The organism is Microcystis aeruginosa FD4 (genome assembly GCF_009792235.1).
GTDB lineage: Bacteria > Cyanobacteriota > Cyanobacteriia > Cyanobacteriales > Microcystaceae > Microcystis > Microcystis viridis.
The window spans coordinates 24,438-44,771 of the sequence record NZ_CP046973.1 but is presented as its reverse complement, the minus strand read 5'-3'; the positions used below and the strand labels follow the sequence as shown (position 1 = coordinate 44,771).

Sequence of the window (20,334 nt, the reverse complement as noted above, 5' to 3'; positions counted from 1 at the left end):
AATAAACCCTAGTTATATTAATTTTTTTGGGAAAGCTGATAACAATCATCAGTTAGCCAATGATAATTGGTCAAGTTTTTAATTTCATTAGTCATTATTTCGAGATACTGACAACGAGTTATCAGAATTTATTCCATTTCTTCAATCGTTTCAAAAGGTTAATTAACCGGCGGTTCATCTACTAAGCTGTACTGCATTTAAACTGCGTATTGGAAATTTTAGTAGAAACGATTAAGCTGTTCGTAATTTAAATTGCTTGTTGAGACGAGGCACTCTTGCGCTCTGGTAAAAGGGAACAGTAAAGGGATTGGGGGAGATTCGGCTAATCTAAGAATAAGCGGTTTAAATACGTCTTAGCTTATTATCCTCAATCCGTTGAGTATAGGCTACTTAGGGGTGGCTGAATATCAGTAGAAGCTTTACTAGAAAAGAGTTTGGCACTTTTTTTAGCCAAAAAAGTGCCAAAAACAAACGTTGAGAAATCGATCCGAGGGACTCAAAACCCTGGCACTTTCCGGAGGCGAACGCAAAGCGCTCTTCGAGCGAGAACGCTAAGGAGTCCGCTTCCAGGCACGCGAGGTCATTCTGTTATTCTGACTTCCCCGACCGACGACCGACTCCTAACCCCACCAACAAACTTTTTCAGCAGACCCGAATTTTGACATCCTCGCCGCCCTAAAAGTGCGGCGATTCCTAAACCTCACGATTTAAGTTTCTGCTTCAACCACCGTTGCATACCACGGTTAAAAAACCATGTACTGTCTTACACAAAGTCCACAGACTTTCGCGACCTTTCAGAAGCCCGATTCCTTGTGTCCCACGGTACGGTTCTGACTAAACGCTTCTTGTACTTGTTGCGCGCGACTTTTTACCCGGACAAGCTTTTCTGAACGGAACCCCCTAAGCCGAGTTTTCAAGGTGCTGTCCGCCCACTTGGTTTTCGAGACGGTCTTTTTAATTCTAACGTAAAGCCAACCTAGAACGGCGGGGTTTCCCACCCAAAATTTTCGATGAGCGGCTGAATGGGAGATACCAGCTTAGATTTTCCTCCTATTCACACAAGAGGATAACCATTGTTTTTAGACTATGAAAACCATAGAAATTAAGGTATTAACACCACTTAACAATATAAACATCGCATTACCGGTGGCAGCCCAAACAATCTCAACATTTATAACCTAGTATATAGAAGTAATAAGCGGATGGCCAATAGCTATCTATATGCTCTAAATTTGGTTAAGTTTTTCAAAGGCCTAGATGAAATTAGTGAAAACTTCTTGACATAGCTAAGTAGCTTAGGCTAAACTGCCAGAGAAATAGTCAACGCTGAACGCCTCAGTATTAAACTTCTTTGTGTTGGAGCTAAGGATATGAATAATCCTCCGTCAGTACAGAAAACAACAACTGCAACCTCTTCTTCGATAGTTCAGGAATTGGGTTGGGAACAATTGGCGGCAGTGCCTTTTGACTACGGAGTTAGTACTGGTGGCGGTCTAGCTACTGACGGAACTTATATCTATGCCGCCGACTTTAGCGGCGATGGCAATGATGATTATATTGACTTAAACAGGAATTTGAGCGATGATAGCGAGGAAAGTTTAGATAATCTAGGTATTGCTAACGGTTCTGTCCGTTTTGCTCGCTATAATCCCGCAACCGATACCTGGGAAGATTTGCCGATATTAAATGGTGAAGGGGTGTCGGGAGATGCTTTCTCCGCTGGTAATTTAGTTAATCCTCTGTTTGTAGCAGGCGATAAATTATATTACTACCAATTCCGCTCAGGTCCACAAATAGCGGCTCTCTATTCCTACGATTTAAGCACCGGTACTAGCGGTACTTGGACGCAGGAATGGCAAAAAACTAGCGAAGATTCACCATTAATTAATAGTAATGCAGGAATCCTTGGGGTAGATGTCAATGGAGAACCAGTAATTCTCCATCATACGGGAGGAGGAGATTACAATTTTGCTCGTACCGATGATATTGATGGTGGGGGAACTCATACCCAATTAACCCCTAATTGGAGTTTTACTGGGGCGCATTTTCCCCGTAATGGAGATTGGGATTATAATCCAACTAATGATCGCTTGTATCACCTCAGTGGCGATCAATTGGTGATGTGGACTCATGACGACTACGCTTATCCGGGAGGAAGTTTCTTAACTTCTACCCCCAACGGTGAATTGCCTTTAGCTTCTCAAAGTACCTTACTTTACTCACTGAAAAATGATTTAGGCTGGGCAAATAGTGGAACTGGAACAAGTTTATGGGGTAACTCTGTCACCGCAGTTAATGAAGACTTGTATCTATTAAGAGGAGAAACCAGTACAGATGGTTGGCCTTTTAATGAGGGACGCGGTTTAATTAACAATCGTAACTTTGCTAAAGTGGGGGCAAATGGCTGGTTAGAAACCCTTCCTGATGTGCCGTTCAATATTGGTAAAGGTAGTGGTGCAGTTTATCTAAATGGCTATCTGTATGTTACCCAAGGTGATACTCTGACTGTTTCAGATGATTACGGTAATGTCGGTCCTCTCAATAATGAAGGTATTCGCAGTCCGGGATCAGGTTTTGCTCGCTTTGCCATTACTAATAATCCAGGAACTACTTACACAGTTACTAATACCGACGATGATGGGGAGGGTTCCCTCAGATGGGCAATAACTGAGTCTAATAATAATCCGGGTACAGATACCATTTTGTTTAATATTGGTGAGGGTGGATACTATACCATAACTCCCTTATCGGCTTTGCCGGAAATTACGTCCCCTGTCTTGATTGATGGTACCAGTCAACCGGGATACGCGGGAACGCCGATAATTCAAATTAGTGGTTATCAAGCAGGTGAAGGATTATCGGGTCTAGTTATTAGTGCCGGTGACAGTACCGTCCGTGGCTTAATTATTACCCAGTTTAGTGGTTATGGAATAAGCTTAATCGCTCAAGGTAATAATATTATTCAAGGTAATTATATTGGTAATGTTGAATACATTTATGAGGGATTTTCGGGCAATGGAGAAGGCGGTATTTTAATTGAATCTGCCAATAATCTGATTGGGGGAGCAACTACCAGTGAAAGGAATATTATCTCTGGTAATACGGGAACAGGTGTATTAATTAATAATGAAACTGCAATTAACAACCAAGTCATTAATAATTACATTGGTCTTGATTCATCAGGAACTTCATCCCGTCCTAATGGGGTTGGGGTGGGGATAGTTAACGGTTCAGATAATCTTATTCAAGAAAACGTTATTGCTGGTAATACTAACAACGGTGTAAGTGTATTATCCTATGGAGCGATCGCCAATAATAATCAAATCCTTAGTAACTGGATTGGGACTAACCAAGACTACAATTTTTTAGGTAACGGGGATGATGGAATTGATTTAGCCGGAGCAAAAAATACCCTCGTGCAAGGCAATTACATCTATTATAATCAATCCTCTGGTGTTGTTATTCGCGGAGCAGATACAACAGGTAATCAGATTACCAATAATTATCTGTTTAATAATGCCGAGGGAATGAGTATCCAAGAACAGGCACAAGGTAATTCAATTACAGGAAATACAATCAGCTATAACAACTCTAATGGTATTTCCATAGATAACTCTGACAAAAATACTATTCAAGGTAATCGTATCTATGAAAATAATGGCTTAGGAATTGATTTAGGACGGGATGGAGTCACCACTAATGATGAAGGTGATAGCGATACGGGAGCGAATGCTTTACAAAATTATCCCATTTTCACCTCTGCTGAAGTTGTCGGAGGAACAGCCACCCTGATTGGTTATCTTGATAGTGAAGCCAATAAGGAATACAGGATTGAGATTTTTGCTAATCGTACACAAGATGCTAGTGGTAACGGAGAAGGAGAAGATTACCGTACCTATATCACCGTTACTACAGATGATAATGGTCATGCTGATTTTACCCTTTCCTTGTCTAATGCCGAGAGACTGTATAGCTATATTACTGGCACAGCGACTAATCCTGATGGGAACACCTCAGAATTTTCTCCCTCTATCACCCTAACGGGAGAGTTACCCAATTTAGTGATTACTGATGCTACCGCTCCTTCCAGTGTGGGGTTAGGACAGTCTTTTACTGTGAATTGGACGGTTAAAAATCAAGGTACAGTTCCCACAGCGTGGAGTTATTGGAGCGATAGTATTGTCTATTCTTCTGATGACATTTGGGGGAATGGTAATGACTATTATCTAAATAATTTTTGGGTTGATTCATCTAATAGTAACGTACCCTTAGATCCCGATGAAACTTATACAATGACTGGCAATGTTACCTTGCCTAGTTATATACCTGCTACAGCAAGTGGCTATTTATTGCTTAAGACTGATCAATATAATTATCAAGCAGAAACCGATGAAACGGATAATGACTATAGTATTCCTATAGCCATTAGTCAACCCAATTTAATTATTACCGAAGTAACAGCACCGACTACCGCTACTGCTAGTCAGAGTATTACTGTATCTTGGACGGGGAAAAATGACAGTTCCGTGACCACAGGAAGTTCCTACTGGTATGACAGCGTAGTCTTCTCCACCAATGACATCTATGGGGATAGTGATGATATTTATTTGACTGACTCTTATATCTACAGCTATTATGGACTACCCTTAGAACCCAATGAAACCTATACGGTTAATACCAGTGTCACCCTACCCAGTGGTGCAGTAGGAAGTGGCTATTTGCTATTTAAGACAGATGCTTTTAACTACCAAGTAGAATCAAACGAAAACGATAACGTTTATGCTCAAGCGATTGATATTGCTGTACCCAATTTAACTATTACTAATGTCACGGCTCCAACTACCGCTAGTGCTGGTCAGAGTATTACTCTATCTTGGACAGGGAAAAATGACAGTTCCGTGACCACAGGAAGTTCCTACTGGTATGACAGCGTAGTCTTCTCCACCAATGACATCTATGGGGATAGTGATGATATTTATTTGACTGACTCTTATATCTACAGCTATTATGGACTACCCTTAGAACCCGATGAAACCTATACGGTTAATACCAGTGTCACCCTACCCAGTGGTGCAGTAGGAAGTGGCTATTTACTGTTTAAGACAGATGTTTATAACTACCAAGTAGAATCAAACGAAGACGATAACGTTTATGCTCAAGCGATTGATATTGCTGTACCCAATTTAATTATTACCGAAGTAACAGCACCGACTACCGCTACTGCTAGTCAGAGTATTACTGTATCTTGGACGGGGAAAAATGACGGTTCTGTGACTACAGGAAGTTCCTACTGGTATGACAGGGTAGTCTTCTCCACCAATGACATCTATGGGGATAGTGATGATATTTATTTGACTGACTCTTATATCTACAGCTATTATGGACTACCCTTAGAACCCAATGAAACCTATACGGTTAATACCAGTGTCACCCTACCCAGTGGTGCAGTAGGAAGTGGCTATTTACTGTTTAAGACAGATGCTTTTAACTATCAAGCAGAGACAAACGAAAACGATAACGTTTATACTCAGGCGATTGATATTGCTGTACCCAATTTAATTATTACCGAAGTAACAGCACCGACTACCGCTACTGCTGGTCAGAGTATTACTGTATCTTGGACGGGGAAAAATGACAGTTCCGTGACCACAGGAAGTTCCTACTGGTATGACAGCGTAGTCTTCTCCACCAATGACATCTATGGGGATAGTGATGATATTACAGTTATTAGCTATGAATATATCTCTAGTAGCTACGGACTACCCTTAGAACCGAATGAAACCTACACAGTAAGTCGTAACGTTACCTTACCCGGCCAGGCAGTAGGAAGTGGCTATTTGCTATTTAAAACAGATGCTTATAACTACCAAACAGAATCAAACGAAAACGATAACGTTTATGCTCAAGCGATTGATATTGCTGCACCCAATTTAACTATTACCAGTGCGACTGCACCTAGTGCTGCTATTTTAGGCGGTTCCATATCAGTTTCGTGGACGGTACTAAATAATGGAACTGTTTCCGCTAATGCTGATTGGTATGATTCAGTTTATCTGTCTAATGATCAGACTTGGGATAGTGGAGATACATGGATTACCGCTTTCTGGGAAGCCGCAAGAAGTCCCCTTGCCGCTAATACCAGTTATACAGATACCCAAAATATTACCATTCCTAGCTATGCAGGAATTGGTGATAAATATTTGATCTTTGTTACAGATCAATACTCTTACTCCTACTACAACCAACAAGGAGAAACGAACGAAAACGATAATACTTATGCTGTTCCTATCACTTTAGGTGCGCCAGACTTAATTATATCTGGAGCAACTGCACCCAGTAGTGGGGTGGTGAATGGAGCGATCAATGTATCATGGACGGTAAAAAATCAGGGTACGACGGATGCACCGGCGGATTGGTATGATGTTATTTACCTATCCTCTGATAATATACCCGGCAATGATAGTTACATTACCGAACAATTTATAAGCACTCAAACACCATTAGCTGCGGACGGTACATACACGATCAATCGCAGTATTAACTTACCCAATGTTACACCGGGAAATTATTACATCTTTTTCCGCGCTGATGCCTATAATTATCAAGGGGAAACTAACGAAAACAACAACTATAGTCAGGCCATTGCCATTACTATTGGTGCGCCGGATTTAATTGTTAGTAATGCTACTGCACCAGAATCAGGAGCATTAGGGGAAACAGTCAGCCTTTCTTGGACAGTACAGAACCAGGGAACAGTAGAAGCTCCCGCCGATTGGACTGATTATATTTACTGGTCAAGCAATGATACTTATGACGGTTCTGATACCTTCATTACCAGTATTTCCGCCGCCGCACAAACTCCCGTTGCAGCCGGAGGAAGCTATAGCAAAACCCAAAATATTACCTTACCCAATCAAATAAACTTGGTTGGTAATGGTTACTTAATTGTCCGTGCTGATGGTAATAATGCTCAGGGAGAAACCAACGAAAATAATAATAATCTCGCCATTCCTATCCGCATAGATGCACCAGATTTAATTGTCTCAAATGCTACTGCACCCGCATCGGTAACTGTAGGCGCGACCATTAGTGTTACTTGGGAGGTGAAGAATCAAGGTACAGTTGCGGCTAATGCTGATTGGTGGGACAGGGTTGTGATTTCTACTGATCAGATTTTCGGTAATAGCGATGATACTTATCTGACAGAAGTTTGGCAGGGTTCATTTACTCCCCTAGCAGCCGCAGCAACCTATAGCCGCACCCTCAATGTTACCTTACCTAGTACCGCTACTGGCGATCGCTATTTACTCTTCAAAGCTGATAACTATAATTATCAAAGCGAGACAGACGAAAATAACAACGTCTATTCCCTACCGATTAATATTTCCGCTTCCGACCTCCAAGTTACCTCAACTAATGCTCCGACAAGTGCCATTTTAGGGGAAACAGTTGAATTAACTTGGACTGTCACTAATAACGGTACGGGAGCAGCCAGTCAGGATTGGTATGATCGAGTTTACCTCTCTAGCAATCAAACTTTAGATAGCAATGATGTTCAAGTTACGTCCGAATGGGTCTCCAGTCAAACTCCCTTAGCTGCGGGAGCGAGTTATACCATAAGCAAGAACGTTGCCTTACCTAGTTTTAACCCGGGTAATCAATATCTATTATTTGTTGCAGATCGGGACAATTATCAAGGGGAAATCAACGAGAATAATAACGTCGCTGCGGTTGCTATCAGTTTAACTGCTCCCGATTTAATTGTCTCCAATGCCTCTGCACCAGCAACTGGAACGGTCGGTAAGAGTATTGAAGTTTCTTGGACAGTACAAAACCAAGGGACAAGCGCCGCTCCTACTGACTGGTATGATCGCATTTACCTCTCCAACGATGCTATTTTTGACGCTAATGCCGACACTTACATCACCCAAGAATTAATCTCCACCCAAACGCCATTAGCCGGCGGTGCAAGTTACAGCATTACTCGCAATATCAACCTCCCCAACTTTGCCACAGGAAACCGTTATCTAATATTTGTCGCTGATGGTTCGGGAGGTCAAGGGGAAACTAACGAGACTAACAATACTCGTGCTGTCGCTATCAATTTGAATGCTCCTGACTTAGTAGTAAGCGATATTAACGCACCAGTTGAAACTCTATCTGGACAACCAATTGAGATCAATTGGACTGTCAAAAACCAAGGAGCGACAACCGCCGAAGGAACTTGGTATGATTATGTGTATTTAGTTAATACGGCGACCAATGCAACCCAGTATGTCGGAATTTTTGAATATTCGGGTAGTTTGGCTGCTGGAGCCTCCTTAAATCGCACTCAATCCTACAGCGTTCCCCTCAGTTTAACTGGTAATTATCGAGTCGTTGTGACGACGGATTATTACGGACAAATTGCTGAAGGAACGCAGAACGAATCGAACAATACCACTACAGATGATCGCTCGATTTCCTTACAACTTGCTCCAGTTCCCAACCTACAAGTTACTGGGGTAACTGCACCAACGACAGCTTTTTCCAGTCAAGAAACCGTCGTACAATGGACAGTAAAAAATGTCGGTACTGGTGCTACTAATGCGCCTGTTTGGTATGATCGCGTTTATTTGTCTCTCGATACTACCTATGACAATACTGATACCTATTTAGGACAAGCAGTTAATCCTAGTTATCTCAACCCGGATGATAGTTATAGCAACAGCTTAACCGTAACCCTACCTCGCGGTATTGATGGCAATTACTATTTCCTCGTACAAGCTGATGTTTATAACTACGTTACCGAAGTTGGTAATGAAGGGGATAATTGGGGGTCTGGTGGGCCGACGGATGTTAATTTAACTCCACCTCCCGATTTACAAGTAACGGCGGTTAATGCTCCTAATGGAGCCTTCTCAGGACAACCGATGAACTTGAGTTGGACTGTCACCAATGCTGGTACAGGACGTACTTTAGAAACAGCTTGGTATGATCGCGTGTTTATGTCGGCGGATGCAACTTTAGATGCAGGCGATCGCTTTTTGGGAGATTTCTATCATAGTGGTGCGTTAAATGCCGGTGCAAATTATACCGGTTCAGCAACAGTTAATTTACCCATTGGTGTAGCGGGAAGTTTCTTCTTCTTTGTCCAAAGTGACATCTACAACAACGTTTATGAACACGTTTTTGAGAATAACAATAGTGGCTACGACACCACAGCAACAAACATTACCCTAACGCCACCACCAGATTTAGAGTTTGAATCCTTAACGATTCCAAACAACGCTCGTTCTGGTAGCAGTTTAAATATCAATTACCGAGTCACTAACTTTGGAGCCACAGAAACCCCGAATTATTATTGGACCGATACCTTCTATCTTTCCAGCGATAATCAACTAAATAAGGCAACGGACATTAATTTGGGTAGTGTTGGCCAGTATGGCATTCTTTATCCGGGTGATGGTTATGATCGCACCGCTAACTTTAGCTTACCCAATACCTTAACTGGCACTTACTATGTCTTTGGCGTAACCGATAGCGGCGATCAGGTATTTGAATTAAATAATGTTAATAACGTCACTCAAAGCATCAATCAAGTACAAATTGTCTCCCAACCGGCGGATTTAGTCGTTACTGACGCAATTATTCCGACTACAGGAGAGGCTGGTAAGGCGATTTCCGTGCAATGGACAGTAAAAAACCAGGGGCCTGGGGATACCATTGTTAACAGTTGGAGCGATCGCCTTGTCGCTTCTAACGATGAGGTTTTAGGGGATGCAGATGATCTTACCCTCGCCAGCTTCACCCGCACCGGACTTTTAGCTCCCAATGGTACTTACAGTCGGACTGAAAGTGTTACTTTACCCTTTACCTTAGAAGGCAATTATCAACTATTTGTCGTCACTGATTCGGCTAATAGTGTTTATGAAGGTAGCAATGAGGGGAACAACGGCTCTAGTGCTTTTCCCATCACCATCTCTCGTGATACTCCCGATCTACAAGTTACTAGCATTACTCTGCCAAATACTGTAACTCCCGGACAGCCGTTGAACCTCAGTTGGACGGTAGCGAATTTGGGGGTAGGACGTACTAATAGCAATTATTGGTATGATCGAGTTTATTTGTCTTTAGACAAAAATGTCAGCGGTGATGACATTAATTTAGGGTCGGTTTATCGTTCAGGAGCGTTAGAGCCATCAGCAAGTTATAGCGCCACAGGCACTTTCTCCCTTCCTGTTAATCTGAACGGGAGTTACTATGTTCTGGTGCAAACTGACCGAGATAATAACGTTATTGAAGGGGCATTTGAGAATAATAACGTTTTAGCCAGCGATAGTACCAGTGGAGGCGGTTCGGGAACCGGAAGCCTACCGATTACTCCCGCTCCTTCTGCTGATCTTGCTGTCACTGCCGTCGATGCACCAGAACAGGGAATTGCCGGACAATCTCTGAGTTTAACTTGGACGGTTGTTAATAATGATGCCAATACGGGTCAAAGTTGGTATGATGCCGTTTATCTATCCCGTGACCAAGTATTTGATCGCAACAGCGATGTTTATTTAGGCTATCGCAACCATACGGGGGGATTAAATGCAGGAGATAGTTATACTGCAACTCAATCTTTTAATATACCGCGAGGCTTAGGGGGACGTTTTTACGCCTTCGTGGTGACGGATGGCGGTAATGCTGTTTATGAACGGTTAGGAGAGATCAATAATGTTAATTATGACGGATTCTCGACGGATCTCATCATCCCTCCGCCCTCGGATCTTGTGGTGACCGATGTTACTGTTCCGGCCAGTGGCATTCCAGGTCAAGCTATTAGCCTGAGCTATACCGTTCAGAATCAAGGCACTGAGACCGCCTACGGAAGTTGGACGGATGCTGTCTATCTTTCTGCTGATAATCAGTGGGATATTGAAGATGTCCTAGTCGGGCAAGTGGATCGTTCGGGTGATGTGGCTACAGGGGCGAGTTATACAGAAACTCTTAATGGCGTGGTTCCAGGGGTCAATTTAGGGGATTACTATGTCCTTGTTCGTAGCGATATTCGCAATCAAGTTCCCGAAGTAAATGAGGGAAATAATACAGGTATCTCAAATGCAAAAATTGCTCTCGACGTAGAAGTTCTAACGATGGGAACTGCGGATATTGGTGATTTAGACCAAGGTCAGTCGGTTTACTATCGTTTCAATGCGACTGCTGGTCAGGCGATTCGTCTTAAGTTAGACAGTAGTTCTGATCAATCTTTGAATGAATTGTATGTGCGTTATGGAGGAATGCCAACGCGGGGACAGTTTGACTGGACAACAACACAACCCTTTAATACTGATCCAGAAATTATTATTCCCATTGAACAAACGGGAACCTACTATGTGCTGGGGTATGGCGATCAGGTTATCGAAACGCCCAGCTATGAAATTCTTGCTCAAGAGATTCCTTTCTCTATTACTGACGTAACGAGTCGGAAAATTGGTAATTTTGGTGAAGCTACTCTGGAGATTCGTGGCGCAAGGTTTTCTACCGATACGACATTCCAACTTCGGGCCGCTGATGGTAGCCTTATCACCGCTGAGAATATCTATCTGGAAAATTCCACTCTAGCCTACGCTACCTTCGATCTCTTTAATGAGACCTTGGGATTGTATGACGTTCAAGCAAACCAGGGTAATAGCACCGCGCTGTTAGAGGATGTTGTCACGGTTCAAGATGCGAACGGTTTCGATTTAAATTCCAATATTACTGGGCCAGAGGAAGTCCGACCTAACCGTAATTATCGCTTCAATGTTAACTATGGCAATACGGGGGATACGGATGCGATCGCTCCTCTGTTGATTATTGAAAGTGTGACTAATACCCAAGCAGGAACGACCTTAAATGGACTGACTTCTGATTCGCCATTGCATTTGTTGGGTGTGAGCAATGAAGGGCCACAGGGGATTTTGCGACCTGGGGATCTCAATGTTCTGCCCGTGTATTTTAATAGCAACACTGATCCGATTAAATTTCAAGTTCGTACTTACTCAGCAGACAATACCACAGCTATTGATTGGAATAGTTTGGAAGCCTCAATTCGTCCAGAGGAATTAACAGATGCTCAGTGGGATGGCTTTTTGAGTAACATTGTGCCTCGTGTTCAGACTTATGGCGACTATGTGAAGATGCTCAATGATATGTCTGAGCAATTATCAATACCAGATCATCCAATTTATGATGTTCGGGAATTATTTACACAAACCTATCAACTTAATTCCACATTTTTTAACACATCTAAACTCTCAGGAAAACTACTAGATTCAAAAACAGGGGAAGCATTAGATAACGCAGAAATTGCGGCTTATCGTCAAGTTGAAGGAGAATGGATTTTAGAAAAAACCGATTTGAGTGATGGAGAAGGCAATTTTACCCTTGACGGTTTACAGACAGGAAATTATGAATTTGTCTTAGCTGGCAATGTAATTTATGAAACCACTCGACTATCTTTTGATAACAACCGTGACGGTGTAGAAGATATTGAGTCACCTAGTTACATTATTAGTGAACCCTCTGAGACTACTGATTTAGACCTTTATGTTCTCTCTGAAACAGAGACCGATGAAAATCAAGATTCTCAGCCTCGTTTGGTAGTAGATGGAGATGGAAATTCTCATTTGCTATGGTCTCGAAATGGTCAAATTTGGCATTCTTATTTTGATGGCAGTAACTGGATTGAAGCAGCCTCTATCCCAAGCGAAAACTTTGGGACTTTTGATGTCAAGGCAGTCAATAATCTCATTGATGGAACTCAAACAGGCTTAATCGCAACTTGGTCTGAGGGAACAGAAGAAAATGATGAAGATATTTACTATGCAGTCGGCACAAAGAAAGAAGATGGAAGTTTTCAATGGTCTGAACCAGTAGCAATTACAGACGATAGTATCGCTGATACTCAACCAGCCATAATTGTTAATCAAGATGGTCAAGCTGTGGTGGTTTATCAAAAAACTGATCAGAGTATTCAAGATGATACTGATCTCTACTATAATCTCGTCGATTTTGAGAACGAGCCTTTAATTTGGCTTGAACAATTAAGTGTATTTGAGAATGTAATTGTTCCTTTAGATGCTAATCCAGGTACCAATACATTTTCTATTGGCTGGAAATTTGATGGAACGCCAAAATGGGGTTTTCTGAGACAATTGGCTCAATATAAAACAGAATTAAGAGCCAATGGTAGTTATCGAATCGATTGTGAATTAAAATTGCAAGCCGATGGAACAGCTCAAATTGAGTTTAAGAGTCGCTTTTCTCCCAAAACAAAAGCCTTGGGTCAATTATTTTACAAAGGGCAATGGAGCAGCAAAGGAACTGACGAAAACTGTTACTACGAATTTGATAAAGCAACACTGGGTTTGAATGTCGGGATTGGAGCAGATTTCGCTGCACCATTGGAATCGCTCATTGCTCGAATTCCGAATCCTGCCGTGAGTTTGCCAGGTACAATCGTACTTGCAGCCTTGCGTCAACTGGGTTTATTTGAAGCGAACTTTGGGATAAGTACCATGCTCTTTCTAGGGGGTAATATGCAGTGGACTGATCCAGCAGCCCCCCCTCAAGGCTATCGCCTACCCGATAGTGGAGCTTTGACCTATGATGCCAGAGTTGGTCTTTTTGGCCAGGCAAAGCTTTTAAAATACGAAGCTAAGGCTTATGGAAATGTAGGGGCTAAGGGTGACATAATACCAAATCCCAGTGTCAAAGAAGTCTATGGGCAAGTAGGAATTGATATCCGCACTCCATCAGGTTTCTTGGCCCGTTATCGATACACACCGACTCTGTATGAATTTGATGCAACGGATTTAACTTTGAGTGATAGTCTATATCCTCTTAATGAAAGTGGTCTTCCACCAGAAATAACAGTAGATTTTATCTATGATCCCTCTCTGGCGGTAGGCACAGAAAACACCTATTTTGACGATAACAATGACAGTGTATTAGCTGATATTGCATCCGATTTATACGCTGATGAACCCCCAACCATAGCACAAGGAGAAAATGGGGAAATTCTTATGGCATGGGCTAAAGAGTTTGACCCTACCAGTGAACAACGAGGCAGTGCAATCTTTGTTTCTAGTATGAATGACAATGAATGGACTAGCCCCATTCAAATTCCTAATAGTTTAGGACTTAGTAATAATCCAGCCGTTATTTTTGACCCAAATAATACTCCCTTAGTCGTGTGGTCAATGGGTGATGGTAGTAAGATTAAACCTGAAATCAACGAAGAAGAATACGTTGCTATCTTATTAGAGACAGATATCGTTTACTCAGTCTTAACGGATGCTGGCGTTTGGTCAGTACCCACTGCGATTACAACTGCTTTAGGACCAGATGAAACACCAGTCTTAGGAACAACTGCAACAGGAGAAGTTCTCCTGGCTTGGAATCATATTAGCGATGATAGTGAACAGTTATTAGTTAGTATCTGGGATGGCAATATCTGGAGTGAAGCCGAAGAAATTGTCGATGGGGAAATTATTGGATTAGCTACTATAGGAGAAATAGGAGGCAAAACAGCGATTTTCTGGAGTGAGGATCTAAACTCTAACCCAGATGTTACGAATGCTGGTATTTTCTACAGTTTATATGATGGTAATTGGTCAGAACCTCTCAGTTTTACCCCTGAGTTAGCAGAAGTTGAATCACCTGGAGTGTTAACCGTTTCAGAAGAAGGGGCTATCTTTACTAATTCAGGCTTCTCTTTACCTACTCCTCCTGAAGAATGTTGTGATTGTAAAGAAGGCGATCCTGAATGTGATGACGACGATGACGATGATGATGATGATGATGATTACGAACCTCCTGTTCGTCGCCCCAGTGATCCCAATGACATCCTCGGTCCCGAAGGCTTTGGTGAAGATCGTTGGATCGACACCGATGAACCCCTCCGCTATACCATTCGCTTTGAAAATGTCGCCACCGCCTCTGCCCCCGCTCAAGAAGTATTTATTACCCAACAACTTGATGCCGACCTCGATTGGCGTACCTTCCGCATTGATGATTATGGCTGGAGTGGAACTGTCTATGACTTAGAAGGAAATCGAGCCTTCCATAGCGCCCGCATTGACTTAACCGAAACCCAGGGTTTCTATGTAGATATTGCCGCCACCATTGATACCCTTACAGGCATTGCAACCTGGCGCATCAGCACCGTTGATCCCACCACAGGGGAAGCCCCTCTTGATGCACAACAAGGATTCCTTCCCACCAACGACGAAAACGGACGTGGTGAAGGTTTTGTAACCTATAGCATCCGACCTAAATCTACCGCAAAGACAGGAGATGTCATCGATGCTGTGGCGACTATCATCTTCGATACGGAAGAACCCATCAGCACTCCACCTATTTTCAACACCCTTGATGTTGATAAACCTAGCAGTGAAGTTAATGACTTACCTGCAACCACACCAACCCCTGAATTCCTCGTCAGTTGGACGGGAACAGATACGGGTTCAGCTTTGGCGACTTATACTATTTATGTCTCTGATAATGGCGGAGAATACACGATTTGGCTCAATAATACTGAACTAACCGAAGCCACTTACACGGGGACAGCTGGACATACCTACTCCTTCTATTCGGTTGCAGTTGATAACACAGGTAATACAGAAGCAGCACCGACGACGGCAGATGCAACCATACAAATCGGTGGCGCAGTTAATCAACCCCCACAAATCTCGGTCAATACAGGCTTAACTCTTAATGAAGGATCTAGTTCTGCTATTGCTAATAGTCTGCTTGCTGTCGCAGATCCAGATAATACCGCGGATCAGTTGACTTTTACCATCAGTACGATTCCGACAAATGGAAATTTACAACGCAATGGAGTTACTTTAGCGGTTAATAACACCTTTACCCAAGCCGATATTAATACTGGCTTACTATCCTACATTCATAATGGCGGAGAAACTACCAGTGATAGCTTTAGCTTTACGGTAGCAGATGGAGCAGGTGGTAATATTAATGCCACAAGTTTCGTCATTACAGTTAACCCAGTAGATGACGCACCAACTATCCTCAATCCGATTACAGATGTCAATGTTGACGAAGATGCAGCTAATACCGTCATTGATATAACCAACGTCTTCACTGATATTGATAATGACCCGACTTTAATTGTTAAATCAGTATTGACCAACGATAATACAGGATTAGTCACTGCTACCATCGTTGACAATCAGTTAACCCTCGACTACCAAGACAATCAATCTGGGACAGCTAATATTACAATTCGGGGAACATCCAACGGTAAAACTGTTGACGATACTTTCGTCATTACAGTTAACCCAGTAGATGACGCACCAACCGTCCTCAATCCCATTACTGATGTTAATGTTGACGAAGATGCAGCTAATACCGTCATTGATATAAGCAACGTCTTTACTGATATTGATAATGACCCGACTTTAATTGTCAAATCAGTATTCACCAACGACAATCCTGGATTAGTCACCGCTACCATCGTTAACAATCAATTAACTCTAGACTACCAAGACAATCAATCTGGGACAGCTAATATTACAATTCAAGGAACATCCAACGGTAAAACTGTTGACGATACTTTCCTAGTAACAGTTAACCCAGTAGATGACGCACCAACTGTTCTCAATCCGATTACAGATGTCAATGTTGACGAAGATGCAGCTAATACCGTCATTGATTTAACCAACGTCTTCACTGATATTGATAATGACCCGACTTTAATTGTCAAATCAGTATTCGTCAATGACAATCCTGGATTAGTCACCGCTAATATCGTTGACAATCAATTAACTCTTGACTACCAAGACAATCAATCTGGGACAGCTAATCTGACAATTCGTGGGACATCCAACGGTAAAACTGTTGACGATACTTTCGTCATTACAGTTAACCCAGTAGATGACGCACCAACCGTCCTCAATCCCATTACTGATGTTAATGTTGACGAAGATGCAGCTAATACCGTCATTGATATAAGCAACGTCTTTACTGATATTGATAATGACCCGACTTTAATTGTCAAATCAGTATTCACCAACGACAATCCTGGATTAGTCACCGCTACCATCGTTGACAATCAATTAACCCTTGACTACCAAGACAATCAATCTGGGACAGCTAATCTGACAATTCGGGGAACATCCAACGGTAAAACTGTTGACGATACTTTCGTTGTCAATGTCGGTATAGTCGATAATCCACCAACTATCCTCAATCCGATTACAGATGTTAATGTTGACGAAGATGCAGCCAATACCGTCATTGATATAAGCAACGTCTTCACTGATATTGATAATGACCCGACTTTAATTGTTAAATCAGTATTGACCAACGACAATCCTGGATTAGTCACCGCTAATATCGTTAACAATCAATTAACTCTAGACTACCAAGACAATCAATCGGGAACCGCTCAAATTACAATTCGTGGGACATCAAACGGTAAAACTGTTGATGATACTTTCGTCATTACAGTTAACCCAGTAGATGACGCACCAACCGTCCTCAATCCGATTACAGATGTTAATGTTGACGAAGATGCAGCTAATACCGTCATTGATATAACCAACGTCTTCACTGATATTGATAATGACCCGACTTTAATTGTCAAATCAGTATTCACCAACGACAATCCTGGATTAGTCACCGCTACCATCGTTAACAATCAATTAACTCTAGACTACCAAGACAATCAATCTGGGACAGCTAATATTACAATTCGGGGAACGTCCAACGGTAAAACTGTTGATGATACTTTCGTTGTCAATGTCGGTATAGTCGATAATCCACCAACCGTCCTCAATCCGATTACAGATGTTAATGTTGACGAAGATGCCGAAAATAGTGTTATTAACTTAAGCAATGTCTTTAGTGATGTTGATGGAGATGTGATTGTTAAGACAGTCTTTGTCAATAACAATCCGGGATTAGTCACTGCTACCATCGTTAACAATCAATTAACTCTAGACTACCAAGATAATAAATCTGGGACAGCTAATATTACAATTCAAGGAACATCCAACGGTAAAACTGTTGACGATACTTTCCTAGTAACAGTTAACCCAGTAGATGACGCACCAACTGTCCTCAATCCGATTACAGATGTTAATGTTGACGAAGATGCAGCCAATACCGTCATTGATTTAACCAACGTCTTCACTGATATTGATAATGACATCGCTTTAATTGTCAAATCAGTATTCGTCAATGACAATCTTGGATTAGTCACCGCTACCATCGTTGACAATCAGTTAACCCTTGACTACCAAGATAATAAATCTGGGACAGCTAATATTACAATTCAAGGAACATCCAACGGTAAAACTGTTGATGATACTTTAGTAGTTACAGTTAACCCAGTCAATGATGCACCCACATTACAACAGGAAATAGCCAATCAAACCGCCACAGAAAATCAACCCTTCAGCTTCACCATTCCCGCTAATACCTTCACAGATATTGACGACGATAATCTCACCTACACCCTAGCAACAGAAACAGTCCTCCCCAGTGGCATCACCTTTGATGCCGCCACAGGAACCTTCAGTGGCACTCCCTCCGATACCGCCTCCGGCATCTATAACCTTACAGTAATCGCCAGCGATTCAGCCGGAGAAACTGCCGACGATAGCTTTAGCCTCAACATCCTCAACGCCGTCAACGGTAGCAGTAGCGGTGAAACCGTCAACGGTACTAGCGGCAACGACCACATCAACGCCGGTGCAGGTAACGATACAGTCAACGGCGGTGAAGGCAACGATATTCTCGACGGCGGCACAGGAAATGACCGACTCGCAGGCGGTCCCGGTGACGACACCTACATTGTCGATAGCAGCCGCGATGTAGTCATCGAAAATGCTGGAGAAGGCAAAGATGCCATCAAATCCTCTGTAAATTACACTCTCACTGTCAACATCGAAGACCTCACCTTAGCAGGCAATGACAACACCAACGGCACAGGTAACAACCTAGATAATCTCATCACCGGCAACAGTGGCAATAACCTACTCAAGGGATTAGATGGCAACGACACTCTCCTCGGTAGCGCCGGTAACGACACCCTGATTGGTGGAAAAGGAAATGATGTTCTCACCGGCGGCGATGGCAGCGACTCATTCCTCTTTGGCAGTGGTGCTATCTTTAATAGCAGTGATTTCGGAGTTGATAGCATCAGTGACTTTACTAAAGGAAGTGACAAAATTATCCTAAGTAAAACCTCCTTCAATGCTCTTGTCAGTACCGTCGGTAACAACTTACAAGCCGCCGAATTTGCGGCTATTAACGATGCCGCCAACGAACTAGACTTAGTTGGTTCCAGTAGTGCTAAAATCGTTTACAATTTAGCCACAGGTAATCTGTTCTACAATCAAAACGGTGCCACATCAGGATTAGGTAATGGCGCACTTTTTGCCAATTTTAATGGCATCCCACAGTTAAGTGAGAATGACATTTTCCTTCAAGCTTAAGTAAACAGACAGAGAAATATACCATCTCACAATTAACCATATATCAGGAAAATTATTCATGTTTAAACTCCCAACTTTAACCTTAATTACTGTGGCTGGTTTGTTAGTGGCGACGGCTGAAATTTCCCCCGCCGCCGTGGTCAATGGAAGTTTTGAAACGGGTAATTTTTCTGACTGGAATACCAGTGGACAAGCGAGCGTTGAAACTTCAAGTTTTCAGGTTACACCAGTTAACGGAAGTTATCAAGCCGTGTTACAAACTTGTGTTTTTGTCGGTGCTTGTGACGACAATCAACCCTTGACTAATGCTAGTAATTTAGAATCATTTCTCAGCTTATCGGGTAATCAGTTAAGCAATCTATCGGTTGTTGAAGGCTCCGCTATCAAACAGACTATTACTGCTAATGCTGGCGATATTTTCAGCTTTTCTTGGAATTTTCTGACCGATGAAGATGCGGCTGATGTAGATTACAGCGATTTCGCTTTTTTTACCCTTAATAATACTTTATATTCTTTGGCAGATACTCAATCTAGTTTTCCAGTCAATCCTTCTTTTTCCCATTTAACGAAAGAAACAGGTTATCAAACCTACACGATACCAATATCCGTGACCGGAGATTATATTTTAGGGTTTGGGGTAGTTGATGTGGATAAGACAGGAGGAGGAAATGCTGCTGGAAATTCAGCTTTATTAGTTGATAATATCAAGCTTACCAATATAGCCAAAGTTCCTGAACCTGATCCTATTTTCGGACTATTATTAACTCTAGGATTAGCCAGCAAGTGCAAGCGCAAGAATTGTTAACATCACCCGCTATCGAGAAAACGGGTTTCTCAAAGAAACCCGTTTTCTGCGATTGTA

The 20,334-nt window shown here is 42.2% G+C and carries 2 protein-coding genes; both read left to right on the top strand.

Annotated features, from left to right (window positions below; genetic code table 11):
• Positions 1–1,370 precede the first annotated feature (1,370 nt).
• Entirely contained in the window at positions 1,371–19,472 is an 18,102-nt protein-coding gene (locus GQR42_RS00135; RefSeq protein ID WP_158198441.1) for a CARDB domain-containing protein, read from the top strand.
• A 58-nt stretch (positions 19,473–19,530) separates the two neighbouring features.
• Positions 19,531–20,277: a PEP-CTERM sorting domain-containing protein gene (locus GQR42_RS00130; RefSeq protein ID WP_158198440.1), complete on the top strand. Its 747-nt coding sequence runs from the start codon at positions 19,531–19,533 to the stop codon at positions 20,275–20,277.
• The last annotated feature ends 57 nt before the right edge of the window (positions 20,278–20,334 follow it).